The 24,856-nt window shown below is 50.5% G+C and carries 20 protein-coding genes; 9 read left to right on the top strand and 11 right to left on the bottom strand.

Annotated features, from left to right (window positions below):
* Nucleotides 1–68: 68 nt before the first annotated feature.
* Nucleotides 69–521, bottom strand: coding sequence for an acyl-CoA thioesterase (locus tag JHL22_RS07290; RefSeq protein ID WP_200235480.1), 453 nt, complete (start codon nucleotides 519–521; stop codon nucleotides 69–71).
* 169 nt (nucleotides 522–690) lie between these two features.
* Here JHL22_RS07290 and JHL22_RS07285 point away from each other — a divergent pair, with 169 nt between their 5' ends.
* Nucleotides 691–2,337 carry an electron transfer flavoprotein-ubiquinone oxidoreductase gene (locus tag JHL22_RS07285; protein ID WP_200235478.1) on the top strand — a complete coding sequence of 549 codons (1,647 nt, stop codon included), beginning with the start codon at nucleotides 691–693 and terminating at the stop codon, nucleotides 2,335–2,337.
* A gap of 423 nt (nucleotides 2,338–2,760) precedes the next feature.
* Nucleotides 2,761–3,465 (top strand): C40 family peptidase, encoded by a 705-nt coding sequence (locus tag JHL22_RS07280; RefSeq protein ID WP_234041177.1) that lies wholly within the window; start codon nucleotides 2,761–2,763, stop codon nucleotides 3,463–3,465.
* A gap of 79 nt (nucleotides 3,466–3,544) precedes the next feature.
* Here the strand turns inward: JHL22_RS07280 and JHL22_RS07275 are convergent, their stop codons facing one another.
* Entirely contained in the window at nucleotides 3,545–3,883 is a 339-nt protein-coding gene (locus JHL22_RS07275) for a DUF2325 domain-containing protein (RefSeq protein ID WP_407926764.1), read from the bottom strand.
* 228 nt (nucleotides 3,884–4,111) lie between these two features.
* Between JHL22_RS07275 and JHL22_RS07270 the strand changes: the two genes are divergently transcribed.
* The 4 genes from JHL22_RS07270 (at nucleotide 4,112) to JHL22_RS07255 (ending at nucleotide 11,379) form a co-directional block, all read left to right on the top strand.
* Nucleotides 4,112–6,427 carry an acyl-CoA dehydrogenase gene (locus tag JHL22_RS07270; RefSeq protein WP_329610647.1) on the top strand — a complete coding sequence of 772 codons (2,316 nt, stop codon included), beginning with the start codon at nucleotides 4,112–4,114 and terminating at the stop codon, nucleotides 6,425–6,427.
* On the top strand, nucleotides 6,424–7,716 hold the full coding sequence (locus JHL22_RS07265) for an acetyl-CoA C-acetyltransferase (protein ID WP_200235474.1): 1,293 nt from the start codon (nucleotides 6,424–6,426) through the stop codon (nucleotides 7,714–7,716). Before JHL22_RS07270 ends, JHL22_RS07265 begins: the two co-directional genes overlap by 4 nt.
* A complete protein-coding gene (locus tag JHL22_RS07260; protein ID WP_200235472.1) occupies nucleotides 7,713–9,644 on the top strand; it encodes a 3-hydroxyacyl-CoA dehydrogenase NAD-binding domain-containing protein in 1,932 nt (643 codons plus the stop codon). Before JHL22_RS07265 ends, JHL22_RS07260 begins: the two co-directional genes overlap by 4 nt.
* A 76-nt stretch (nucleotides 9,645–9,720) precedes the next feature.
* Nucleotides 9,721–11,379: an AMP-binding protein gene (locus tag JHL22_RS07255; protein ID WP_200235604.1), complete on the top strand. Its 1,659-nt coding sequence runs from the start codon at nucleotides 9,721–9,723 to the stop codon at nucleotides 11,377–11,379.
* Between the two features lie 32 nt (nucleotides 11,380–11,411).
* On the opposite strand, the gene JHL22_RS07250 is transcribed toward JHL22_RS07255, so the two are convergent.
* Together JHL22_RS07250 and lptF are read right to left on the bottom strand one after the other, a co-directional pair.
* Complete coding sequence (locus JHL22_RS07250) at nucleotides 11,412–12,359, bottom strand: CysB family HTH-type transcriptional regulator (RefSeq protein ID WP_200235470.1); 948 nt, start codon at nucleotides 12,357–12,359, stop codon at nucleotides 11,412–11,414.
* A gap of 72 nt (nucleotides 12,360–12,431) precedes the next feature.
* Nucleotides 12,432–13,538 carry an LPS export ABC transporter permease LptF gene (lptF, locus tag JHL22_RS07245; RefSeq protein ID WP_200235468.1) on the bottom strand — a complete coding sequence of 369 codons (1,107 nt, stop codon included), beginning with the start codon at nucleotides 13,536–13,538 and terminating at the stop codon, nucleotides 12,432–12,434.
* 54 nt (nucleotides 13,539–13,592) lie between these two features.
* Between lptF and JHL22_RS07240 the strand changes: the two genes are divergently transcribed.
* From JHL22_RS07240 to JHL22_RS07230, 3 genes are all read left to right on the top strand, one after another.
* Nucleotides 13,593–15,092 (top strand): leucyl aminopeptidase, encoded by a 1,500-nt coding sequence (locus JHL22_RS07240; RefSeq protein ID WP_200235466.1) that lies wholly within the window; start codon nucleotides 13,593–13,595, stop codon nucleotides 15,090–15,092.
* A gap of 5 nt (nucleotides 15,093–15,097) precedes the next feature.
* Nucleotides 15,098–15,535 (top strand): DNA polymerase III subunit chi, encoded by a 438-nt coding sequence (locus JHL22_RS07235; protein WP_200235464.1) that lies wholly within the window; start codon nucleotides 15,098–15,100, stop codon nucleotides 15,533–15,535.
* A gap of 219 nt (nucleotides 15,536–15,754) precedes the next feature.
* Nucleotides 15,755–16,447, top strand: a complete 693-nt coding sequence (locus JHL22_RS07230; RefSeq protein WP_200235462.1) for a Bax inhibitor-1/YccA family protein — start codon at nucleotides 15,755–15,757, stop codon at nucleotides 16,445–16,447.
* Between the two features lie 174 nt (nucleotides 16,448–16,621).
* Here JHL22_RS07230 and JHL22_RS07225 read toward each other — a convergent pair whose 3' ends face one another.
* The 7 genes from JHL22_RS07225 to JHL22_RS07195 form a co-directional block, all read right to left on the bottom strand.
* Entirely contained in the window at nucleotides 16,622–18,325 is a 1,704-nt protein-coding gene (locus JHL22_RS07225; RefSeq protein ID WP_200235460.1) for a mucoidy inhibitor MuiA family protein, read from the bottom strand.
* 71 nt (nucleotides 18,326–18,396) lie between these two features.
* Complete coding sequence (recO, locus tag JHL22_RS07220; protein ID WP_200235458.1) at nucleotides 18,397–18,987, bottom strand: DNA repair protein RecO; 591 nt, start codon at nucleotides 18,985–18,987, stop codon at nucleotides 18,397–18,399.
* On the bottom strand, nucleotides 18,980–19,873 hold the full coding sequence (gene era, locus JHL22_RS07215) for a GTPase Era (protein ID WP_200235456.1): 894 nt from the start codon (nucleotides 19,871–19,873) through the stop codon (nucleotides 18,980–18,982). Before era ends, recO begins: the two co-directional genes overlap by 8 nt.
* Nucleotides 19,870–20,625: a ribonuclease III gene (gene rnc / locus JHL22_RS07210; RefSeq protein WP_200235454.1), complete on the bottom strand. Its 756-nt coding sequence runs from the start codon at nucleotides 20,623–20,625 to the stop codon at nucleotides 19,870–19,872. The genes era and rnc overlap by 4 nt, the downstream gene beginning before the upstream one ends.
* On the bottom strand, nucleotides 20,625–21,431 hold the full coding sequence (lepB, locus tag JHL22_RS07205; RefSeq protein WP_200235452.1) for a signal peptidase I: 807 nt from the start codon (nucleotides 21,429–21,431) through the stop codon (nucleotides 20,625–20,627). The genes rnc and lepB overlap by 1 nt, the downstream gene beginning before the upstream one ends.
* Before the next feature lie 27 nt (nucleotides 21,432–21,458).
* Entirely contained in the window at nucleotides 21,459–23,252 is a 1,794-nt protein-coding gene (gene lepA / locus JHL22_RS07200) for a translation elongation factor 4 (protein WP_200235450.1), read from the bottom strand.
* Between the two features lie 82 nt (nucleotides 23,253–23,334).
* A complete protein-coding gene (locus JHL22_RS07195) occupies nucleotides 23,335–24,846 on the bottom strand; it encodes a DegQ family serine endoprotease (protein ID WP_200235448.1) in 1,512 nt (503 codons plus the stop codon).
* Nucleotides 24,847–24,856: the final 10 nt, after the last annotated feature.

Genomic DNA, 24,856 nt, shown 5'->3' with positions numbered 1-24,856 from the left:
AAGCGGTCAACCACTACAAATACCATAGTTTCCCCCTTTCCATAAATTGGGGAATACACTGAAAACCGTTATTCCTGATTGAATAATTTCTGGACTACCTCACGCATTTGCTCTGTCCAGGGGCTGGAGCGGCCGGTAGCCAGATTGGAAAGCACCAGAACCGAACGCGCTGTTGCATAAACAACACCTGGCTCACCTTCTTTTTCGATGGTAATTTTATGTTCCATACTTGAACGACCCATGCGGGTTAATTCATGCATGACCAAAGCATTGCCCGGATAATTCATGGGACGCAGAAAATCACAGGAAAGATGCCCCACCACCACGCCGGTACCCGCTTCAAAATAAGGCCGTATGGCATTGATGAAATCAATACGTGCTTCCTCCATGGCCCGGAAGTAAACGGTATTATTCAGGTGCCCCAGCATATCCATGTCACCCCAGCGCATGGCGAATGAAAAAGAGTGAATCCCATTATTAAAACTTCCTGCCAAATCTGCAGGCAAGCAGAAATTATCCATTTATGTCCTTTTGTTTTTTGATATGCAATAAGTTATTAACTCTATCAGATTTAGATTGACATTTTTTTTATCGAATGAATTTTGTTGTTTTTCACTGCATAAACCAACTCATTACAATACAATCATGACATCTGGCAATTTACAATCTATATAAAAGGAGTTGGCGCTCATGTCTGAACGCGAGTCAATGGAATATGATGTAGTCGTTGTTGGCGGAGGACCGGCAGGTCTTTCAACAGCAATCAAACTCAAGCAATTAAGCAACGAAAACAATAAAGATATTTCCGTCTGTGTACTGGAAAAAGGCGGTGAAATTGGCGCCCATATTCTTTCAGGTGCGGTCATGGACCCTCTGGCTCTTGACGAGCTGATTCCTGACTGGAAAGAAAAAGGTGCACCGCTGGACACGGTCGTCAAAGAAGATGAGTTTCTTTTCCTTAGCGAAACCGGTGCCCGCAAAACACCTCACTGGATGCTCCCCCCCTGCTTCAAGAATGAAGGCAACTATATTGTCCGTCTGGGTGATGTCTCCCGCTGGCTGGGCGAACAGGCAGAAAGCCTGGGTGTGGATATTTTCCCTGGTTTTGCCGCTACCGAAATCCTGTACGATGACAACGGTGCCGTACGTGGCGTAGTTACGGGTGACATGGGCATCAACCGGGACGGCAGCCATTCCGACCATTACCAGCCCGGCATGGAATTGCTGGCCAAATACACGATTTTTGCCGAAGGTTCACGTGGCCAACTGGGACGCCAGCTCATTGAGAAATTCAAGCTGGACCAAGGTCGTGACCCGCAAAGCTATGGTATTGGCATTAAAGAAATGTGGGAAATCGACCCGGCCAAATCCAAACCGGGCCTGGTGATCCATACGGCCGGCTGGCCACTGGATTCCAGTACCTATGGCGGCACCTTCCTGTATCACCTTGATAACAATATTGTCGTGGTGGGCATGGTGGTGGGGCTTGACTACGCCAACCCATGGCTGTCCCCTTTTGAAGAATTCCAGCGCTACAAAACCCACCCCAGCATTCAGCCTTATTTTGAAAATGGCAAGCGTATAGCATATGGTGCCCGTGCCCTTACCGCTGGCGGCCTGCTTTCCCTGCCCAAACTGGTATTCCCGGGTGGCGCCATGGTGGGTTGCGAAGCCGGCTTCCTGAATGCGTCACGCATCAAGGGCAGCCATGCCGCCATCAAAACCGGCGCACTGGCCGCTCAGGCCCTGTATGATGCATTGGTTGCCGAACGCAGCCACGACATCTTAAGCGATTACCCCATTGCCTTCGAACAGTCCTGGCTGTACAAAGAGCTGAACAAGGCGCGCAACTTCAAGCAATGGTTCAAAAAAGGCCGTACCGTGGGCACCATCATGACCGGTGTCGAACAACTGCTTTTCCAGGGCAAAATGCCATGGACCATTCACCGCACCAAGGCAGACCATGAATGCCTGAAGCCAGCCGCGGAATGTGCAAAAATTGAATACCCCAAACCGGATGGGAAAATCACTTTTGACCGTTTAAGCTCTGTGTTCATTTCCAACACCAACCATGATGAAAATGAACCGATTCACCTTACCCTGAAAAACCCCGATATTCCGGTTGACACCAACCTGAAGGTTTATGCAGGCCCCGAGCAGCGTTATTGCCCGGCTGGTGTTTATGAGTTTATCAAAGACGATGACGGTACAGATAAATTACAAATTAACGCACAAAACTGCGTGCACTGTAAAACCTGTGATATTAAAGACCCAACCCAGAATATTGTCTGGGTAGCGCCACAAGGGGGTGAAGGCCCCGTTTACAGCGGCATGTAATCGCTGGCAAACTGGTACAACGGCCTCGCCCAATTCGGGCGGGCCGGACTTTGCAAACGGGCTTACATAACCCGGATAAAAACGTCATTGAATGCAATGGCGTTTTTTCATGTTTTTTACCACAGATTAAATAAATAGCTGTTTATTTAATTTCCATCAAATTAAATGCAAAAACATGAAAAATAAAAGAAATTAACCACAAATACCCTTATTTCCCTATAAAAAACAATCAATCACATACAATCAAACACGTTTTCTTGTCTTTAGCTGTTTTAGCAATGAAAAACACAGCCAAAAGTCCTTTGCAGGAAAAAAAACGGAAGACAAATTACTTGCGATGTTATTGATTTTTATATAGAATTCACTAAGCTTTTGGATAAAGCAAGTACGAATACCCTACACTTTTAATTATATGTTACGACTATGCATCCACAATTACCCACGCAACAACGGGGGATAATGGCCTATTGCAGCCATTTTCTACTTGCAATTTCTTGCATAACCCTAGGCAATCTTGCTTCAGCACAAAATCTTTCCGAAGATCCCATCAAGCAACTCGTTACCACTCAAAAATCCATCGCACTGGATCAAGCGGTTGAAGTCAGTGACCAATACCCCCTGCCAGATACCAATATCAGCTGGTCTCCCAAATTTACCGACTCCATCGGCGATCTGATCGTCCAGGCTAAGCTGGATCGTTCAAACCGAGATGCGTCCATCAGTATCAACAAAGCAGGCTCAAGCGAACTGGCCCAGGCAGCCCTGAACTATCTGGGTGTACGTTACCGCTTTGGTGGCACCGCCCCCAGTACCGGCTTTGACTGCAGCGGTCTTATTTACTATACCGCCAGCAAATACATGGGTGTCAACCTGCCTCGCAATTCAAAATCAATGGCGGGTATTGGCTTAAAAGTAGCCAAAGATTCTCTTAAACCCGGAGATCTGGTTTTCTTTAACACCCGTGGTTTTACCTACTCCCACGTGGGTATTTATGTTGGCGCCAACAAATTTGTTCATTCCCCACGCACCGGAACCGTTGTCCGTGTCGAAGACATGAGCAATGCTTACTGGACAAAACGCTATAATGGTGCCCGACGCCTTGAAGGCCGTGCCCTGGCCGCGTACTAAGTCCTTGCAAGAATAAAAAACCAAAAACCTCATCAGCGTAATGCCGATGAGGTTTTTTTATTAAGCGATATTCATCAAATCAGGCTGCCAGCCCTGCCTGCCGTTGCGGACAACGCTCGCAACAGCCGTACCCACATTGATTCAAGGCCTGTTGCATACTGCCTAAAGAACGTCGGCATGCAACCACAGGCACACCCGCACGCTGGGCCGCCGAGCGAAAAGACTTCATCACATTATGGCCCAGAAAATCAGTCAACAAAATAACAACCTGTGTACCACTGGGTAACTGATAGGTTTTTTTCTGATGAGCAGGTTCCCGGCCACTAATATGCTGCCTGATTTCAATATTATGATCTTTAAGCAAACCGGGAATATTTCCCAAACGATCTGCACCCACCACCACTGCATTCATACTCATGTTCATTACAGACTCCCCTTTAGATGAATGAGATTATAGATGAGAATGATTATCAATTGCAATATATTTTTAAAGCGTCGGGGTTTTTACTCAATGGTCATGAGTGGTACCATACTCATAACAACTTCATTCTCTTACAAACCGTTGAGCCAAAGCTATCAATCAGGACCCGGTCATCGTGCCATGTTTGCTGGCGCGATTAATAAATTCTTCTGCCAGGAGGTCTACGTGCCCCTCTTCTGCCGATTACGTAACTGGCGTAAAAAAACCATCAGTGCTCCGATATTAAAGGCATTCAAAAAAATATTGCCGCCCATGTCCTCCACTGAAAAAGAAGCCATCGAAGCAGGAACGGTCTGGTGGGAGGCCGACTTGTTCAGCGGACGCCCGGACTGGCAAAAACTAATGAACTACCCGGTGCCTGTCCTGAGCAAACGGGAACAGGCTTTTCTGGACAATGAAGTTGAACAGGCCTGCGCACTGGTGGATGACTGGACGGTGACCACCCAGGACATGGACCTGCCTGATGCCGCCTGGCAATATATAAAAGAAAAAAAATTCCTGGGCATGATTATTCCGCAGGAATATGGGGGGCTGGGTTTCTCGGCCTTTGCTCATTCGGAAGTTATTACCAAACTGTCTACCCGAAACTCGGCCCTGGCGGTTTCCGTCATGGTGCCTAACTCTCTGGGCCCCGGTGAACTCCTGGTGCATTACGGCACCCCCGAACAAAAAAGTTACTACCTGCCCCGGCTTGCCAGTGGCCAGGAGATCCCTGCCTTTGCACTCACCAGCCCCTGGGCCGGCTCTGATGCCGCCGCCATTCCTGATAGCGGGGTGGTATGCAAAGGAGTTTGGGAAGGTAAAGAAATACTGGGCATGCGCGTAAGCTGGGACAAACGCTATATTACACTGGCGCCTGTCTGCACCCTGCTGGGCCTGGCTTTCAGGCTGTACGACCCCGATGGCTTGCTGGGCGACCAGAAAGAAATTGGCATTACCTGCGCACTGGTACCCCGCAACCACCCTGGCGTAGAAATTGGCCGGCGACACTTCCCACTTAACGCCATGTTCATGAACGGGCCCACCCGGGGCAAAGAGGTGTTCATGCCCCTAAGCTTCATTATTGGTGGCCCCGACATGGCTGGACAAGGATGGCGCATGCTGATGGAATGCCTGGCGGCCGGCCGCTCTATTTCCCTGCCATCATCGACGGTCGGTATGTCGCAACTGGCGGTTCGCACGGTGGGCGCCTATGCCCGCATCCGCAAGCAATTCAAGCTGCCGATTGGCCGCTTCGAAGGGATTGAAGAGGTGCTTGCCCGCATGGGCGCCAATACTTATGCCTGCAATGCCGTACGCATCATGACAGCGGGTGCGGTTGATCTGGGTGAAAAGCCCTCGGTGGTGTCATCTATTGCCAAATACCATGTGACTGAACGTGCCCGCAGTGTGGTTAATGATGCCATGGATATTATTGGCGGCAAGGGTATCTGTCTTGGGCCTTCCAACTTTCTGGGTCGCGCCTACCAGCAGATCCCGATTGGTATTACGGTGGAAGGTGCCAACATCCTGACTCGTAGCCTGATCATTTTCGGGCAGGGTGCCATCCGCTGCCACCCCTATATCCTGAAGGAAATGCAGGCGGTCCAGGAAGCAGATCCAGTTAGCGCATTGGACAATTTCGACCGGCTTTTCTGGCAGCATATTGGGTTCAGTACCCGCAATGGCCTGCGTACCCTGGCCAGTGGCCTGTTTGGGGCCCGGATATTTACCCTGCGTCACCAGGCCGCCCCCGAAACCCTGCGGTATTACCGGGACCTCACCCGACTGTCGGGCGCACTGGCTTTCATGGCCGACGTCACCATGCTTTCCATGGGTGGCAGCCTGAAACGTCGTGAAAAAATATCAGCCCGGCTGGGCGATGTCCTGGCCCAGCTTTATATGGCCTCCTGCGTACTTAAGCAATACGAAAGTAACGGCCGCCAGCAAGATGAGCTGCCCTTCGTGCACAAAGCTGTCCAGCAGTGCCTGTTTGATGCGCAGACGGCCCTGCTGAAAACCTGCCGCAACTTTCCAAACCGGGCCATCGGCCTGCTGTTGCGCCTGCTCAGTTTTCCCTGGGGCACATCATTTTCCCCGCCGCCTGATGCGCTTGACCGTCCCATTTGCGAGCAACTGATGCAACCGGGCAGCACCCGTGACCGCCTGACCGCCAACTGTTATCTACCCACAGATCCTGAAGATCCGGTTAGCACCATCGAACAGGCGCTGGTGTATGCCATCAAGGCGGAACCGGTTGAAGCCAAAATCCGGCAGGATGAAAAAAACGGCATTTTCAACCATCACCCCGATGCCAACACCCGGGATATTGCCCGGCTTGCCGTTGAGATGAACCGCATCAGTGCCGAAGAATACGAACTGCTGGCCACCCGTAACCGGCTCAGAGACACCGTGATCCATGTTGATGATTTCCCCAACGACTTGCGAAACCCGGCCGCCTTCATGAATATCCGGAACACCCGTCAAGGAGACCGACCATGACTTTCAAACCCGTCTATATTATTGATGGTGCCAGAACCCCGTTTCTGAAAGCGCGCAATGCACCGGGTCCTTTTTCGGCCAGCGAATTGGCCGTACAAACCAGCCGCAGTCTTTTGTTGCGCCAATCCTTCAGTGCCACCGAGCTGGATGAAGTCATTGTTGGTTGTGCCTCCCCTTCTGCCGATGAAACCAATATCGGCCGGGTGATCGGCCTGCGTATTGGCACTGGCGAGAACGTGCCTGCATGGACCGTCATGCGCAATTGCGCCTCGGGCATGCAAGCGCTGGACTCCGCGCTGCTCAACATACAAAACGGCCGCTCGCACCTGGTGCTGGCCGCCGGCACCGATGCCCTATCCCATGCGCCTATCCTTTTTTCCGACAGGATGGTCCATTGGCTAAGCCAGTGGAATGCCGCCAAAAGTACGGGACAAAAAATGCAGGCCCTGCGCACTTTCAGGCCTGCTTACCTGGCGCCAGTCATTGGCCTGCTAAAAGGCTTGAACGACCCGGTGGTTGGCATTTCCATGGGCCAAACCGCCGAAAACCTGGCCTGGAAATTTGGCATTACCCGACAGGAAATGGACGCCTACAGCGCGCGCAGCCATCAACGTACCATCGAGGCACAAAACCGCAAGCAGTTTGCCGAAATCACCCCCATCATTGATGCCAAAGGCCACCTTTATGCGGAAGATGACGGGGTTCGCCGTGATTCTACGCCCGACAAACTGGCCAAACTGAAAGCCGTCTTCGACCGCCCCAGCGGCAACATCACGGCCGGCAACAGTTCACAGGTGAGTGATGGCGCCGCAGCCCTGATTCTGGCCTCTGAAGAGGCAGTGCAAAAATGGGGGCTGCGACCCCTGGGGAAAATTACCGACTGCCAATGGGCCGCCCTTGACCCCACCCAAATGGGACTGGGGCCCGTGCATGCCAGCATCCCGCTACTGCAACGTAATGGTTTACGTTTGCAAGATCCTGATCTATGGGAAATTAATGAGGCTTTTGCCGCCCAGGTACTGGGCTGCCTTCGCGCCTTTGAAAGCGAAGCATATTGCCAGGAACATTTCAACACCCCGGCCTGGGGCACCCTGGACCAGGAAAAACTGAATGTGGACGGTGGCGCAATTGCCATTGGCCATCCGGTTGGTGCCTCCGGTGCCCGCATCGTCTTGCACCTGCTGCATGCCCTGCGGGCACGCAAGTTGCACAGAGGGGTTGCAACGATTTGCATTGGTGGCGGCCAAGGTGGCGCCATGCTGATAGAAACCATGGGGGATGAGACATGAGCACAGAACTGAATGTGAAAAACTGGTCAATGCAGATTGATGACCGGCAAATTGCCTGGCTCAGCCTCAACTGCCCTGAACGCAGCATGAATGCACTGTCCGTCCAAGCCATGGAAGAACTGAAAACGGCCCTTGATCATCTTGAAACGCGCTCTGTGCAAGGTTTAATCCTGTTGTCGGGCAAAAGCAACGGTTTTATTGCCGGTGCCGATATCAAGGAATTTTCCGATATCAGCAGCCCGGATGGCGGCAAACAACTGATTGAACGCGGCTGGAACCTGTTCAACCGCATTGAAAATCTGCGCTTTCCCACCCTTGCGCTGATCCATGGTGCCTGCCTGGGTGGGGGCCTGGAACTAGCCCTTGCCTGCCAATACCGTATTTTACTTGACACGCCCAAACCCGCCCTGGGCCTGCCCGAAGTCATGCTGGGCATTTATCCTGGCTGGGGTGGCCTGAAGCGGCTGCCTGCCTTAATTGGCCCACAGGCTGCACTGGACATGATACTAACCGGCAGAACCCTGGATGCCCGCAAGGCAAAAACACTGGGGCTGGTTGATTTGGTGGTTGCCCCGCGCGTGGCTCGCCAAAGCGCCGCCGAGTGGGTGTTGTCGGGTCGCCCGCGCCGCCAGGCCAGGGGCTTGGCCAAATGGCTTAACAGGCAGCCCCTTAAACGACTGGTCGCCCATCAGGCCCGAAAAAACGTGGCCCGCAAAGATCCCGATACCCATTACCCCGCCCCCCGGGCCATTATTGATTTATGGGAACAGCACAACGGTAATGGCCTGGCTGCACCGGACATTGTCAACCAGCTGTTGAGTTCTCCGGTAACCGCCAACCTGATCCGGGTTTTTCACCTGCAGGAAAGGCTGAAATCATTTGGCAAGCAAACAGATTCGCCCCCGGTTTTGCATGTGCATGTGATTGGTGCCGGCGTCATGGGCGGCGGCATTGCAACCTGGTGCGCCTTGCAAGGCATCAAAACCACCCTGCAAGACACGGATTACAGCCACATTGCCAGCGCTTTCAAGGCCGCTGCTCCCCTTTTCGCCCGCAAAGACCGCTTAACCGCCCAGGCTGCCCGCGACAGGCTGATTCCTGACCCCGACGGACACGGCATCGCTACCGCCGACCTGGTGATTGAAGCCATTTATGAAAACGCGCAAGCCAAACAGGCCCTTTACCAACAACTTGAAGCCTTAATGAAACCCGATGCCATCCTGGCCAGCAATACCTCAAGCCTGTCGATTCAAACGCTACGCACCGGACTGAAACGGCCAGACCGTTTTCTGGGCATTCATTTTTTTAATCCCGTGGCAAAAATGCCGCTGGTTGAAATTGTGCATGCCGAAGGCATCAGCCAGCAAACCATTGACCGTGCCTGCGCCTTTGCGGGCCAAATCGGCAAGCTGCCGCTGCCGGTACAGGACACCCCCGGCTTCCTGGTTAATGCAGTGCTGGCCCCTTATATGCTGGAAGCCATGCACTGCGTTGATGAAGGTATTGCCCCTGAAGTGATTGATACTGCCATGCTGAAATTTGGCATGCCCATGGGGCCTATTGAACTGGCCGATACAGTGGGCCTGGATATTGCCCTGGCGGCCGGCACGCAATTATCGGGGGATAAACCGGTACCCAAATGCATTGTTATCCTGGTCGAACAAAAGAAACTGGGCATCAAGACCGGTGAAGGATTTTATAACTGGAAAAACAGAAAACACGGTATCCGTTCAGGAAAACCTGTTCCGGACGGACTGGCACAGCGCCTGATAACGCCCTTGATTGAACAGGCAAAACGGCAAACCGAAAAAGGCATTACCAGCGATGCCGACCTGACCGATGGCGGTATTATTTTTGGTACCGGTTTTGCCCCTTCCAGAGGCGGACCGCTTCATTACAGCAAAACCGGCTGCGGGAAAATCCGCTGAAAACAGCGCCATCGGGCTCGGCTATACTTACCTGTACATACCCGTTATAACAATAGGACAGAAGAGGGACAAAATGATGAAAAAAACATGGATTACCAGCTATCCACCGGGCGTCCCGGCTGAAATTGATGCCACCCATTACTCATCATTGGTGGATATTTTCAACCTGAGTTGCCAGAAATTTGCCTCTTCAACCGCCTATATATCCATGGGTAAAAACCTGAGCTATAACCGCTTGAACAGCCTGTCCAGAAACTTTGCCGCCTGGCTGCAAAGCCGGGGGATTAAGCCCGGCACCCGCATTGCCTTAATGATGCCCAATCTGCTCCAGTACCCGGTTTGCCTGTTTGGCACCTTGCGGGCCGGTTGTACCGTGGTCAATTGCAACCCCCTGTACACTGCCCACGAACTTGAACATCAGCTTAATGATTCGGGCGCTGAAGTGATTGTGATTGTTGAAAATTTTGCCGCGACCCTGCAGGCCACCCTGCCAACGCTGACCTCGCTGAAAACCATTGTCGTGACCTCTATTGGCGACATGCTTGGACTGAAAGGGCATGTGGTGAATTTTGTCGTGCGACACGTCAAGCATAAGGTTCCCAAATGGTCCCTGCCCAATCCCGTCAGGCTAAACAGCATTTTATCCGGCACAGACAAACTGCCCTTCACCCCCCCGACACTGGGCCATAACGATATTGCCTTTTTACAATATACCGGTGGCACAACCGGAGTTGCCAAAGGGGCCATGCTAAGCCATGGCAATATGGTGGCCAATGTGTGCCAGGCCTATGCCTGGGTAAAACCGTACACCACCGAGGGCAAAGATTTTATTATTACCGCCCTGCCGCTCTACCATATCTTTGCCTTAACCGCCAACTGCCTGACCTTCCTGATGCTGGGGGCCCGCAACCTGCTAATCCTGAACCCGCGTGACGTTCCTGCCTTTGTCAGGGAAATAGGGAAATATCCATTTACCGCGATCACGGGCGTCAACACTCTGTTCAATGCGCTTCTTAATAATGAGGATTTTATCAATCTTGATTTCAGTCATTTGCACTTTACGCTGGGCGGTGGCATGGCGGTACAGCGCCCGGTTGCCGAACGCTGGAAAATAGTCACAGGGAAACCGCTTGCCCAGGCTTATGGCTTAACCGAAACCTCGCCAGCGGTGACGATTAACCCACTGGACCTGTCTGAATTCAATGGTTCAATCGGCTTACCCGTACCATCCACCGAACTGTCCATCCGCGATGATCAGGGCCGCGAAATGAATACCGGAGAGATTGGGGAAATCTGTGTCAAAGGCCCGCAAGTCATGAAAGGTTACTGGAACAATCCGGAAGAAACCCAAAAAGTTTTTGACCGTGACGGTTTCTTGCATACCGGAGACATGGGTTATATTGATGCTGATGGCTTTGTCTATCTGATTGACCGGAAAAAAGACATCATTATTGTTTCAGGCTTTAACGTATATCCTAACGAGATCGAAGACGTGGTGGCCACCCACCCTGATGTGCGGGAAGTGGTGGCCGTGGGTATTGATAACGGTGCTGCCGGAGAAATTGTCAAGATTTTTGTGGTGCGTAAGAACCCGTCCCTGACAGAAAGGCAGCTAATCGACTTCTGCCGCCAAAGCCTGACGGGCTACAAAGTACCCAAACTGGTGGAATTCAGGGACGAGTTGCCCAAAACCAATGTGGGCAAAATCCTGCGCCGGGCATTAAAAAACCAGTAAAACCCAGTGTTCCACCAGCCAGAGACTGAATTTTATTCGGTATCTACAAAAACCACTTCATTATCAATGTTTTCACGGGTCAGGTTTGGCGCACACATATTCAGGAATTCATACACATAATCCCGTAAAAACACCCCTTTTTTCAAACCAATGCGCGTCACGTGCTCACCAAATAAATGGCCAACAGGAATACCCACCAGATTAGTATCCCTGCGGGGATCAAAAGCAACACCCGCTATAATGCCCACGCCCATTTCAACATCGACATAGGTTTTAATCACATCGGCATCAAGTGCCTCTAGGACAATATCAGGAACAATGCCCTTGCTTGCAAAAGCACTGTCAATCGAGTTCCGGCCCGTAAAAGCGCGATCATAAGTAATGATGGGATACTGCGCGACCTGCTCAAGGGTAATATTTTTAGCCTGGGTTGAAGTCAGACTGGTCAGGGGATGGTCTGGCAGCACCACCAAGGTGTGTTCCCATGAATAACAGGGCAAGGTCATCAGGCCCTCTACATTGGCCAGGGTTTCGGTAGCCAGGGCAATATCAGCCTGTTCCTGCAAGACCATATTGGCCAGTTGCGAGGGGCTGCCCTCGGCCAAAGACACGCGTACTTTGGGGAAGCGTTTCCTGAATTCGGGAATAACCTTGGGCAAAAAATAACGGGCCTGTGTATGGGTGCAAGCAATTACCAGGCTTCCTTCATCGCGCCTGGCAAATTCATCACTTACTTTTTTCAGGTTATCCACTTCACGCATAATGCGGTCAATAATGCTGGCGACAGCAGCACCCGGCTTGGTCAAGCCCTTGATACGCTTGCCATGCCGCTCAAAAACCTTGATACCCAATTCATCTTCGAATTCGATAATAGCTTTGGAAACCCCGGGCTGGGAAGTAAACAAAACCCGGGAGGCTTCCGTCAGATTGAAATTTCTTCGGATCGTTTCCCTGATAAAACGAAATTGTTGTAAATTCATAGCTTCCTATCCTTAATGTAGATAGATTGTAAGTTATATAAGATCAATTTATTATAACTTATAGCTATATATTTATACTTTCTGCGCTTTAGGCTTTTTAAGCGTTAACCGTTTGCGGAATAAAAATACACACAATAACAAAACCGCGCCATGTAATAACACCATACCCCCAATCATGTCTATTTTATCGCTGCTTATCCACCCCCTGACCAGGTTCATGGTATTCATATAAAGCAAGCCAATCAGGCCAGCCAGCACTAAGTCTCCGGAGCGACCAAGGCGCGGATTGACCGCCCCCAGCGGAATGGCCAGCAAGGCCAGGTTAAGGGCAGCCAGCGGCAATGAAATACGCCACATGATCTGAGAATCGCTTTTACTGGTCTGATCCTCGAACAGGTTGCCGGTTGGCCTGGCTTTCATGACATTCAAGGCCACGTTCCGGATATTTTCTTCGGTACTTGCCCCACCCTTGCTTTCAAGCCGCATCGTATAATTATCAAACTTGATCATTCGAAACTCGGCACTACCCGGTTTCATGTCATAACGGTTACCGGGTCCCAGTACCAGAAAACGGTCGCCATTTTCTTCTTGACGTAATTTCGCATTATCGGAAGTAATGGTACTGTACCAGTTTTCATCATAAACCCTGGCAAATACCTTGCCCATTTCATCTTCCGGATTGCTGGGGGCTTCTATAAAGAACACCCGTTTGCCCTGATCTGACTCGATAAACTGGCCAAACGCAATTTTGGCAATGTCCGAACGTTGCTCAAACCGCTGGCGGTATTCTTCTATTTGACGGTAGGCCCAGGGCGAAGCCTGCAAGGTAAGCACGGCAATCAGCACGCAAACCGGAATGGCAACCCGCAACACGGGCCGGATCCAGTCAAGCAGTGAAACACCGCTGGCAAACCACACCACCATTTCAGATTCCCGGTAATTACGCGAGATGGTTGATAATACGGCAATAAACAGGGAAACGGATAATATGGTTGGCAGTGCCGTAATACTGGACAGGGCGGCAATACCAAATACAATATCGGCACCTATGCTGCCTTCGGCGGCTTGCCCCAACAGCCTGACTAGTAATACACTAAGCCATACGACGATTAGCGTGGAAAACACGACACCGACATGACTGGTTATTTCAGCGACTACCGATCGTTTAAATAGCGACATGATTCATCTTGCGAGATAATAAACGTCTTTATTGACGCCTTAGGTAAATATAAAATGGAATTTAACACACAATCAACCCGATCCTTACAACAACTCAAGGCTACCGCCCTGTTCATTGGCGTTTATACCGATGGCCAGTTAAGCGAGGCCGCTGACATTATCAATCGTGCCAGCTACGAAAGCATAAGCACCGTGCTTAAAAAAGAATTCAAGGCGGCGGTAGGCAGTACATTGGTTTTGCGAAATCTGGAAGGCGTCAAGGCTGAGCGGATTATTCTGGTTGGCCTGGGTAAAAAAGAAGATTATAACGCGAATGCCCTGCTTAAGGCACATGCAAGCATTGCCGCCTATTGCATCGAAACCTCATTAAGCGATGCCACCAGCGCCCTGCTCGAAGAACCCTGCCAGGAACTGGACATCAAAATGCGTGCCCGCCTGGCTGCCCGCGCCATGGGCAATGCGCTGTACAAATATGACGGCACCTTCAGCATAGAAAACCGCCCCACCCAGCCCCCTCTTAAAAAAATCACCTTCATCACCGAGCGTAAGGATGATAAACAGGCCAAAGCCGGTGCGACACAAGGCGCTGCCATTGCCAATGGCATGATTGCCACCCGCCAACTGGGCAACCTGCCGGCCAATATCTGCACCCCCACTTATTTGGGTGAACAGGCCAAGATGCTGGCCAAAGAATTCAAATCCATTAAGGCTGAAGTGCTTGAAAAGAAACAGATTGAAGCGCTTAACATGGGCTCTTTCCTTTCGGTAGCCGCCGGTTCCGACCAGCCACCCCGCTTTATCGTACTGAAATACACCGCTGAAAACAACACTAAAAAAGAAGAAGGCCCCATTGTGCTGGTAGGCAAAGGCGTTACCTTTGATACCGGTGGCATTTCCCTTAAACCGGGCATGGGCATGGACGAAATGAAGTACGACATGTGCGGTGCCGCCAGTGTGTTTGGCGTGCTAAGGGCGATTGCCGAAATTGGCCTGACCCGTGATGTGATTGGCGTTATTCCCGCCACCGAAAACATGCCCAATGGCAAAGCCACCAAACCCGGTGATGTCATTACCAGCATGTCGGGCCAAACCATTGAGGTACTTAACACCGACGCCGAAGGCCGCCTGATTTTATGTGATGCCTTAACCTATGCTGAACGCTTCAAGCCGTCGGCGGTGATTGATATTGCCACCCTGACCGGTGCCTGCGTGGTAGCGCTGGGTCATGTTAACAGCGGGCTGTTTGCCAGCGATGACGAGCTTGCCGCGCAACTACTTGCTGCCAGTAAACAGGCGCAAGACCCGGCATGGCGCCTGCCCCTGGATGACGCCTATCAAGACCAGCTGAAAAGCAACTTTGCCGACATGGCCAACATTGGTGGCATGCCGGCCGGTTCAGTTACCGCTGCCTGCTTCCTGTCACGCTTTACCAAAGCTTACCGCTGGGCTCACCTGGATATTGCCGGTACGGCATGGACACAGGGCAAAGAAAAAGGTGCCAGTGGCCGTCCGGTTCCCCTGTTGACAGAATACCTGCTGGCGCAACAGGACTAAGCTGAATGTCGACCATCGACTTTGCTTTTGGTGCAAAGAACCGTATCAGCAAGGCCTGCGAAGTTGCCTACAAGCATTTTCTGGCAGGCCGGCAGGTACTGGTTTACTGCACCGATGCCAAACGCATGCAGGCCTTTAGCAAAGGCCTGTGGGGCGTCGAGCAAACTGCTTTTGTGCCCCATGTTGATGCCAAAGACCCAAACGCTGGCCTGGTATTAATTCGTACCACGGCAGAAAACCCGGCCCATGCCCTGCTGCCTGGCCAGGAACCGCCCTGGCTGTTAAACCTGGATGTAGCCTGCCCGCCCGGTTATGAACAGTTTCCCCGTGTTCTGGAAATCGTTTCCAGCCACGAACAGGACAGGCAGCTTGCACGAGAACGCTGGAAGCTTTATTCGGCCAATAGTGCCAATAAGGTACGGGCGCATTCATTGGATTCATAATCACGACAGCAGAACACCCTGACAAGTCCCCTGCGCTCTGGCGCATCTATTCGGCATAAGCGCCTGAAACCGGTTTACAAGCCGGATTAACAACAATTATTACCCATTACTGCAAAATAGCGTCAACACCCCTGGTAAATTCAGTTAGAATTCAGGGAACTATCAGCAATATTTTGCTGTCTTTACACCATATATTTGATTTAACCATCTGGAGACTCCATGAGTGATTTTAATCAACCCCTTCCGCGTGGCGGCTATGCGTCCACGCCCGCTGTCAAAAACCGGGTACTAAGAAATACCTACTGGTTACTGGCTGCCTCTTTAATTCCCACCATCCTGGGTGCGGCACTGGCATTGCAGTTAAACCTGAACACGATGCTGTCTCCGGGCATTTCCACCATTGTGTTCCTGGCGGGTGCCTTTGGCCTGATGTTTGCCGTTGAACGCAATAAAAACAATTCAGCCGGCATTGTCTGGTTAATGGCCTTTACTTTCTTCATGGGTATTATGCTGTCACGCATGCTGGGCTTTGTACTAAGCATGAACAATGGCGCCCAGCTGATCATGATGGCCTTTGGCGGCACGGCAGCCATTTTTGCAACCATGGCAACCATTGCCACCACCAGCAAACGTGATTTCACCGGCATGCAAAAAACCCTGTTTATTGGTGCCGTCGTACTTATTCTGGCCGCCATTGGCAATATTTTCCTGCAAATCCCGGCCTTAATGCTGACCATTTCCGTACTGGCCATGATCATTTTCTCGGCCTTCATGCTGGTGGATATCCAGCGTATCGTTAATGGTGGCGAAACCAACTATATTTCCGCCACCATGGCCATTTACCTGGACATCTACAACGTATTTGTCAGCCTGCTGTCTATCTTGGGCATTACCGGCGGCAACTCGGATTAATCCATGCCAGTCCCCTTAGGGGTACAAAAAAGCGGCGTTCAGTTTATCTGACGCCGCTTTTTTATTGCCGTACTCCTGATCCCGTTAACCCAGGCCCTGTTAGTGTCTACCCCGCTCCCCATACGGGTAATCGCGTTAACACCAGCCGACAAACCCGTTCTGTCATTCAACCGATCAAGGCAAGCCTGTTACTTCCACCTCATTGGGGTACGCCACTGAAAACTTCTGCACGACGGTTTTCTTTTCCTTGGGCGCAAGTTTAATCAGCTGTTCGTACCGGCCATCATCCTTAAGGGTTATTTCCTTGTCAGAAGGACTAATGCGCCGGATGTCAATTTTTTCATCGCGTGAAATCGGGAAGCGGTCATGCAAAACCAATTCTACCGCCTGGTCGCGGTTATTCTGGATCACGGTTTGGTATTCATAGCTAATCCGTTTGCCACTGCCCGTTAAGCCGGTGCTTTCGGTAAAGCGCTTAAGGGGTTCACGTTTAACGGAAATGGATTCATCGGTACCCATGGCCAGTTCAAGAGGTTCTGCGGGGAATACCGTCTTGATATCGCTGCTGGCAATCAACTGGCCATCCAAAAATGCATTCAGGTTGCCCGGCAACAAGGGGTAATCATTGCTGTTAGCGGCCTTGACGGTTAAAAACACACCTTCCTGCAAGGCAGGCACCAGCTGATAGGTTTGCTCCGCCTTGAATTCAGTCACTGAAATAGCCACTTTTTTATCTTCGGGTCCGGTGGGAATGCTGGCCGGTTTTTCTATATTGAAAACCGTATTGGTCAGGCCACTTTCAATAATGGCGGTATTAAATGACGCATCAGCCTGGGCCAGCTCCATGGTTGCGCCCGCCATCGGCTCAAAGTTACGCTGCTGGTCTGGCATTGCCTGCAGGGCCTTGCGTTGGGCCATAGCGACCGGTGCAGGCCTCTCTGGCCGGGGTAACCGGACATCAACAAGCCAGGGATCCAGTTCAGGCAAAACCGCGCCAATCATGGGTTGCGCAGTTGACAGCACCAATTTGACATTATTCCAGTCTTCACCGGTTTGCTGGGAAATTTGCGCATAATAAGACAACTCAAGCATATTGCTGGCAGAATCATAACTGGCATCGTAATTGGGCCACCAAGTTGCTGCGGGTACCACATATGACAGGCTCACATCCAGTTTATCGGCAACCGGTGCCTCTAGCTGGACCACCACGGTTTTACTTCTGACCGTGTCTTCCTGGGGGATTTGTCCACGTTTTTCCTGCAGGGCAGCCAGTTCAGCCTGCCATTGAGCGGTTTTCTTATTCAGCTCACGCTGCTCGGTATAAGTTTGCGCCAAAATTTCCTTGCTGAAATTCATGATTTCAAGCAATTGTGTTGTACTTAAGCGTGGCGTCTCTTTACCCTGCTGCACACTGCCTTTCTGGTAGGCTTCCAGGTAATTGCTTTTGTTAAGCAGTATCCTGCCCTGGTCTTCAAGTTGGGCAAGCTGGCTCTCAATCTCTTTAATTTGCCTGTCCAGTTCGGCAATACGTTCATGCTGGCTATTGGCCTGAAAATCATCACGGGAACTAATATCAAGAATACGAACTGATTCCTTGCCTTTGGCATTAAACCGTAAAGAGCGCTGGTCTAACCAATAGGGCAGATCGTTAAACACCAGCTCGTGTTCACCGGCAGGCACTGCCTGCTGCCCACCTCTTTTAACCAAAGCCCGGTCTGAAAAAACGGTGACTTGCCCAATACTGGAAGAAACGGGAATGACTTCAGCATAAGCCCACCCAGACCATGAAAAACCGGCCGCCATCAGGGCCATGGCAAGCACATTGCCTGGTTTCAGGACAGACACACCAAGTGGCGGCGCGGATAATTTCGTCAACATGAACTGACTCCTTAGGGTAAGGTAAATCTTTTCTGGCCGACATTGGACAGAACCATTCTTTTTAAATTACATCATGAAAAATGCTGCAAGGAAAGCAACACCTTGCGCGTCGACAAGGCCCTGTTTTCCAAGTGTTCATTAATTCTTTCCCGCAAGGCAAGCCGCAATGCCGGTTCTGCGCTGCGATCATCAAAGTCGGGGGCTTCTGCTTCTATGCCGTAACCGGTTTCATTCAGCAGTGTCCATTCAAAACGGCGCAAGGCGCCTGTTGCCGATGAACCTCCCGCCAGCTGGGCCAGCGCATCGGCATAGGCATCAAACAACACCTGATGCGGATCTTCTTTAGGGAGCAATTTAAGTAATAATTCATTCATGTACCAGCCCGACATGAGTGAACGCCCCTGCAAAGGCAACAAACCGGCGGTTTCTGCCCGGGTCAGGGTTTTTATTTCGGTCTGGCCAGACCAGGACAGCAACAGGGGCTGGAACGCCGACAAAATGGGGCGCAAGACGGAATAAGGCCGTTTTGCGCCTTTGGCTACAACGGTGACAATCCCGTAATCACGGGAAAAAACCTGGGCAATAATTGAGGTTTCGCTCCAGTTGGTAGCATGCATTAAAAATGCATACGCCTCCTGTATCCGGTGTTGCCGCCTACTCATATCCCAGATCACGAAGTGCGCTTTCTTTGTCAGACCAACCTTTGCGCACCTTAATATACACTTCCAGAAACACCGGTTTATCCAATAGCTCGCGGATATCCTGACGGGCTTCGCTGGCAATACGCTTCATGTGCATGCCTTTGGCACCCAGTAAAATGGGTTTATGGCTTTCACGCTCTACCACCACACAGGCAGAGATATGGGCACCACTTTCATCTTCATCCCATTTTTCAATCACCACCGTGCAGGCGTAAGGCAATTCATCACCCACCAGACGAAAGATTTTTTCCCGAATCAGTTCAGCTGCAATAAAACGCAAGGAACGGTCAGTCAGGGCATCTTCCTCGAACATGGGTTCGCCTTCGGGCAGGCGTCGGGAAATCTCATTTAACAAGGTATCAAGCTGGATTTTTTTAACGGCACTAAGCGGAACCACTGCATCGTAGCTGAACTTGCTCATGATGTTGCCAACAAAATCAAACATTTCGTTTTTGTTTTTTAAGGTATCAACCTTACTGATCACTAAAATACATTTTTTGGATGACGGCAACAACGGCACGATATTGTCATCGCCTGCCGACCATTTCCCTGCCTCTACCACATGCAATACCACGTCTACATCGGCCAGCGCCTGAGTAACCACCCGGTTCATCATGCGGTTCATGGCACCACCATGACGGGTTTGGAAGCCGGGGGTATCCACAAACACAAACTGTTCACGATCACGGGTAAGCACGCCATGAATACGGTGACGGGTGGTTTGCGCCTTGCGCGAGACAATGGAAATTTTGCTACCGATAAGCGCATTGGTTAACGTGGATTTACCTACATTAGGGCGTCCCACCACTGCGATAAATCCGGTTTTGAAGGGTATTTCCTGGGTCATTTTCTATCCTGTTCCACGGCAACGGGCAAGCTTAGCTGTGCCACCTTGCGTGCTTGTTTTGTGGCGCTCTTTTTTTTGGGTAATATTTTTTCAAGTTCGGCCAACGCCAATGCAGCGGCCTCTTGTTCGGCCGCGCGGCGACTGCTGCCCATGGCCTGTGACCTGACATCCAGTTCGGCAATCAGGCACTCGACCTCGAATTGCTGATCATGGGCTGCACCTGAAGTGGCAATAACATTATAAGCAGGCAAGGAAAACTTGCGGCCTTGCAAGACTTCCTGCAACAGTGTTTTGGCATCTTTACCCAAGGTATTGAAGTCGACCGAGTCCAGAATAGGACGGTACAGGCCTTCGATAACCTGATGAGCACGATCACTGCAGGAGTCCAGATAGATGGCTCCAAAAATGGCCTCTACGGCATCGGCCAGAATGGACGGACGACGAAACCCGCCACTTTTAAGCTCTCCTTCACCCAATCTGAGAAAGTTGGGTAAATCAAGCCGGGTGGCAATGTCGGCAAGCGTTCCCTGTTTCACAAGACTGGCCCGGATTCGGGACAGATCACCTTCATCGACATTGGGCAATTGATGAAACAAAATAGCGGCAACCGCGAAATTCAGGATGGAGTCACCCAAAAACTCAAAGCGCTCATTATGGATGGCACTATGGCTGCGGTGCGTTAATGCCTGTATTAATAAACGCTGGTCTGTAAACTTATAACCCAGTCGGGTTTCCAATTGCGTTAAATTCATTATTTAATTGAGCCAATCCGACCCAGATCTCCAAAGTTCATCCAGACAAAGAAAGCCTTGCCAACCAGATGGTTATCGGGCACAAAACCCCAATAACGACTGTCTTCACTATTGTCCCGGTTATCACCCATGACAAAGTAATGGCCTTCCGGTACGGTACACTTGAAATCGCTGGCGGCATATTCGCAGTTTTGCACAAACGGGAATTGAGGGTCTGTGATATAGCCGCCAGTACCGGGCATATTCAGGATTTCATAAGATGCATCACCTGTTTTTTCCTGCAATTTAAGCGGATTGCCCACCTGCTGGGAAGGCTTCACATAAGGGCCAAGCGGCGTGGTTTCCAGGGGTTCGCCATTAATGAACAGACGTTTGCCGATATAAGCCACCGTATCGCCCGATACGCCAACAACCCGCTTGATATAATCAATATCAGTATTGACCGGGTAGCGAAATACCACCACATCGCCTTTCTTGGGATTGCCAAGCGGAATGATTTTCTGGTCAACAATAGGCAAACGAATGCCATAATTGAATTTATTCACCAGAATCATGTCACCATCTTGCAAGGTGGGCAGCATGGAACCTGAAGGAATACGAAATGGTTCTACCACAAATGAGCGCAAAATAAACACAAACAAAATCACCGGAAAAAAACTGACGGCGTATTCTACCCACCAGGGCCTGTAATCTTCCTGTTCTTGCCCATATTTTTCAATACGGCGCGGTTTAAGCACAACTTTGTCAATCAGCTTGATAACTGCCGTAAGCAGCAGCAATACAAATAAAATTAAAGCAAAATCCATTCTGTAATCTCGTTTTTTTCCAGTTGTTTATTTATCGTCAACCTGAAGGATGGCCAGGAAGGCTTCCTGCGGAATTTCCACACTGCCAACCTGCTTCATGCGTTTTTTACCCGCTTTTTGTTTCTCAAGCAGTTTTTTCTTACGGCTGATATCCCCGCCATAACACTTGGCCAACACGTTTTTGCGCAGCGCTTTCACGTTTTCACGGGCAATGACTTCGGCACCAATGGCTGCCTGAATGGCAACATCATACATTTGACGTGGAATCAGACCACGCATTTTGGAAACCACTTCACGACCACGATAGCGGGCATTGGCACGGTGAACAATCATGGACAATGCATCCACCCGGTCTCCGTTAATGAGCAGGTCAACCCTGACCACATCGGCAGAACGGTATTCAAGGAACTCATAGTCCATGGAGGCATAACCGCGTGACACTGACTTCAGGCGATCGAAGAAGTCAAGAACGATTTCTGCCAGCGGAATTTCATACACCAGATGAACCTGTCGGCCATGGTAGCTCATGTTCCGTTGAATGCCGCGTCTGGCGGTACACAGGGTAATGACGGCACCGACATATTCCTGTGGCATGAACAGGGTGACGGTAACCACAGGTTCACGGATATCGTTAATCTGGCCAATTTCAGGCATGCGGGATGGACTTTCAATCATGATGATTTCGCCATCATTTTTTTCAACTTCATAAACCACCGAAGGTGCGGTGGTAATGATGTCCATGTCAAACTCACGTTCGAGGCGCTCTTGCACGATTTCCATATGCAGCATGCCCAGGAAACCGCAACGGAAACCAAAACCCAATGCCTGTGACACTTCTGGTTCAAACATTAAGGCGGCATCATTGAGTTTGAGTTTTTCCAATGAGTCACGCAATTGATCATATTCGCTGCTTTCAACCGGATACAGTCCAGAGAAAACCTGTGGTTTGACTTCCTTGAACCCGGGTAAAGGCAATGCGGCCGGCTTGTTGGCCAGGGTAATGGTGTCGCCGACTTTGGCGTGTTCTAGTTCTTTAATACCGGTAATAATAAAACCCACTTCACCGGCAGTCAAATGCGTACGTGGAACAGATTTGGGGGTAAAAACGCCCAATTGCTCACACAAGTGAGCGGCACCCGTCGCCATGAACGTAATTTTATCCCTGACTTTAAGTGTGCCATTCACAATTCGCACCAGCATGACCACACCGACGTAGTTGTCAAACCAGGAGTCAATAATAAGGGCCTGCAAGGGTTTTTCGGGATCGCCAACCGGTGGCGGTACTTTGGTAACAATCTGCTCCAGGATTTCATCAATACCCATGCCGGTTTTGGCACTGGCTTTAATCGCATCGCTGGCATCAATACCAATAACATCCTCAATTTCCTCACGGGCCTCTTCGGGCTCGGCCGAAGGAAGATCCATTTTATTGAGGACGGGCAGAACTTCTACACCCAGTTCAATCGCAGTATAGCAGTTGGCTACCGTTTGCGCCTCTACCCCCTGACTGGCATCCACCACCAGCAAAGCACCTTCACAGGCGGAAAGGGATCGGCTGACTTCGTAAGAAAAATCAACGTGCCCGGGGGTATCAATAAGGTTGAGGTTATAGGTCTTGCCGTCATTGGCCTTATACTGCAAAGATGCCGTTTGCGCTTTAATAGTAATGCCCCGTTCCCGTTCGATATCCATTGAATCAAGTACCTGTTTGGACATTTCCCGGTCTGCCAGGCCACCGCAGCGATGAATCAGGCGATCGGCCAGGGTGGATTTTCCGTGATCAATGTGGGCAATAATCGAAAAATTGCGTATATGTTGCATATAAGGCTGAATAAAAATTTTTGTATTGGACTCATAAAAAAAGGGCGCTATGCGCCCTTTTAGCGTATGTCGTATTGTAGCCTTATTTTGACGGCGTTACAGGCACCCACTGAGTTAAATTTTCACGACGGATTAACAAAGCGGCCGCTTTGTCTTTGGGTAGCTTGCCAACTATCTCTTCAAACTGCTTGACGTCATTGATATCCTGGTTGTTGACGGCCAGAATAATATCATCGGTACGCAAGCCGGCAGCCTGTCCGGGACCATCAACCTCGGTAATCTGGACACCCCCCTTGATGCGCAACCGGGTCATGGTTTCCTGGGATACATTACCCACAACCAGCCCCAGACGATCAGCCTTGACGGGTTTTTCTGTCTCTTCCTGGCTGGCGACTACTTCATCAGCCGGATTGGAAGGCACTTCACCCACGGTGATTTTCAAGGTTTGTTTCTTGCCACGGCGCCATACTTCGATATTTGATTCGGTATCGGGTTTTGTCTGGCCCACAATACGTGGAAGGTCTGACCACTTCTTGACCTCTGAACCATTGAAGCCAATAATAACGTCACCCGCCATAATACCCGCCTTATCAGCCGGCCCACCCTGCTCTACGTTACTAACCAGTGCACCTGAATCATCTTCAAGCCCCAATGCCTTAGCGACTTCATCGGCTACCGCACCAATTTGCACACCAATGCGGCCACGGGTAACCTTGCCAGTTTCCTTAAGCTGGTTTACAACCTGCATGGCTTCATCAATGGGAATAGACAGGGAGATGCCCATAAAACCGCCACTTTGGGAAACGATTTGCGAATTCACACCAACCACTTCACCATTCAAATTAATAAGCGGTCCGCCCGAGTTGCCCGGATTCACCGCCACGTCAGTCTGAATAAAAGGCAGGTACTCGCCGGTATCCCGGTTAATGGCACTGATAATACCTGACGTAACTGTAGAATCAAGTCCAAATGGAGAGCCGATAGCCAGTACCCACTGACCTTTTTTCAGGGTATTGGAATCGCCAATTTTAAGGGTTGGCAATTTTTCATCATTTTCAATCTTGATCAGGGCAATATCGGTACGTTGATCTGAACCAATGACCTTGGCGGTGTATTCTTTGCCACTGTTAAGGGTAACCAGAATTTTTGAGGCACCGGAAATAACATGGTTGTTGGTAATGATGTAACCATCATCTGAAATAACAAAACCCGATCCCACGCCACGTGGTACGGTTCTTTCAGGCTGATTATTACCACGCTGACGCGGTTGCGGTGTGGCACGTGGTGGCATAAAGTCGGGACCGAAGAAAAACCGGAACAACTCGGAAGGGTCTCCGTTGGGATCGAAACCGCCACGGGCACGGGTTGATAAGGTTTCCATGGTACGGATATTAACCACGGCGTTTTCTGTTTCAGCGACAATACCCGTGAAATCGGGCAATCCAGCCATACTTACTGAAATTGTTTCATTTTGTGCAGGCTGGGCCTGGGCAACATCACCACCGACATAAGAAAGCCCGGCATAAGCAGCACTTAATCCAATCACGGTATACAACACGCTGCGTTTTAATTTATTATGCAATATTTTTTTCATGTAAATCCCT

The organism is Advenella mandrilli (genome assembly GCF_016595155.1).
Lineage (GTDB): Bacteria > Pseudomonadota > Gammaproteobacteria > Burkholderiales > Burkholderiaceae_B > Advenella > Advenella mandrilli.
The sequence above is the reverse complement of the archived record's forward strand: the minus strand, read 5'-3'. Positions and strand labels throughout refer to the sequence as shown.

Coding starts and splice junctions, on each gene's coding strand:
- JHL22_RS07290 (WP_200235480.1), bottom strand. CDS start 521: ATGGATAATTTCTGCTTGCCTGCAGATTTGGCAGGAAGTTTTAATAAT.
- JHL22_RS07240 (WP_200235466.1), top strand. CDS start 13,593: ATGGAATTTAACACACAATCAACCCGATCCTTACAACAACTCAAGGCT.
- lepA (WP_200235450.1), bottom strand. CDS start 23,252: ATGCAACATATACGCAATTTTTCGATTATTGCCCACATTGATCACGGA.
- JHL22_RS07250 (WP_200235470.1), bottom strand. CDS start 12,359: ATGAATTTACAACAATTTCGTTTTATCAGGGAAACGATCCGAAGAAAT.
- JHL22_RS07265 (WP_200235474.1), top strand. CDS start 6,424: ATGACTTTCAAACCCGTCTATATTATTGATGGTGCCAGAACCCCGTTT.
- JHL22_RS07260 (WP_200235472.1), top strand. CDS start 7,713: ATGAGCACAGAACTGAATGTGAAAAACTGGTCAATGCAGATTGATGAC.
- lepB (WP_200235452.1), bottom strand. CDS start 21,431: ATGGATTTTGCTTTAATTTTATTTGTATTGCTGCTGCTTACGGCAGTT.
- era (WP_200235456.1), bottom strand. CDS start 19,873: ATGACCCAGGAAATACCCTTCAAAACCGGATTTATCGCAGTGGTGGGA.
- JHL22_RS07255 (WP_200235604.1), top strand. CDS start 9,721: ATGAAAAAAACATGGATTACCAGCTATCCACCGGGCGTCCCGGCTGAA.
- JHL22_RS07195 (WP_200235448.1), bottom strand. CDS start 24,846: ATGAAAAAAATATTGCATAATAAATTAAAACGCAGCGTGTTGTATACC.
- JHL22_RS07230 (WP_200235462.1), top strand. CDS start 15,755: ATGAGTGATTTTAATCAACCCCTTCCGCGTGGCGGCTATGCGTCCACG.
- JHL22_RS07275 (WP_407926764.1), bottom strand. CDS start 3,883: ATGAGTATGAATGCAGTGGTGGTGGGTGCAGATCGTTTGGGAAATATT.
- JHL22_RS07235 (WP_200235464.1), top strand. CDS start 15,098: ATGTCGACCATCGACTTTGCTTTTGGTGCAAAGAACCGTATCAGCAAG.
- lptF (WP_200235468.1), bottom strand. CDS start 13,538: ATGTCGCTATTTAAACGATCGGTAGTCGCTGAAATAACCAGTCATGTC.
- recO (WP_200235458.1), bottom strand. CDS start 18,987: ATGAGTAGGCGGCAACACCGGATACAGGAGGCGTATGCATTTTTAATG.
- JHL22_RS07225 (WP_200235460.1), bottom strand. CDS start 18,325: ATGTTGACGAAATTATCCGCGCCGCCACTTGGTGTGTCTGTCCTGAAA.
- rnc (WP_200235454.1), bottom strand. CDS start 20,625: ATGAATTTAACGCAATTGGAAACCCGACTGGGTTATAAGTTTACAGAC.
- JHL22_RS07285 (WP_200235478.1), top strand. CDS start 691: ATGTCTGAACGCGAGTCAATGGAATATGATGTAGTCGTTGTTGGCGGA.
- JHL22_RS07280 (WP_234041177.1), top strand. CDS start 2,761: ATGCATCCACAATTACCCACGCAACAACGGGGGATAATGGCCTATTGC.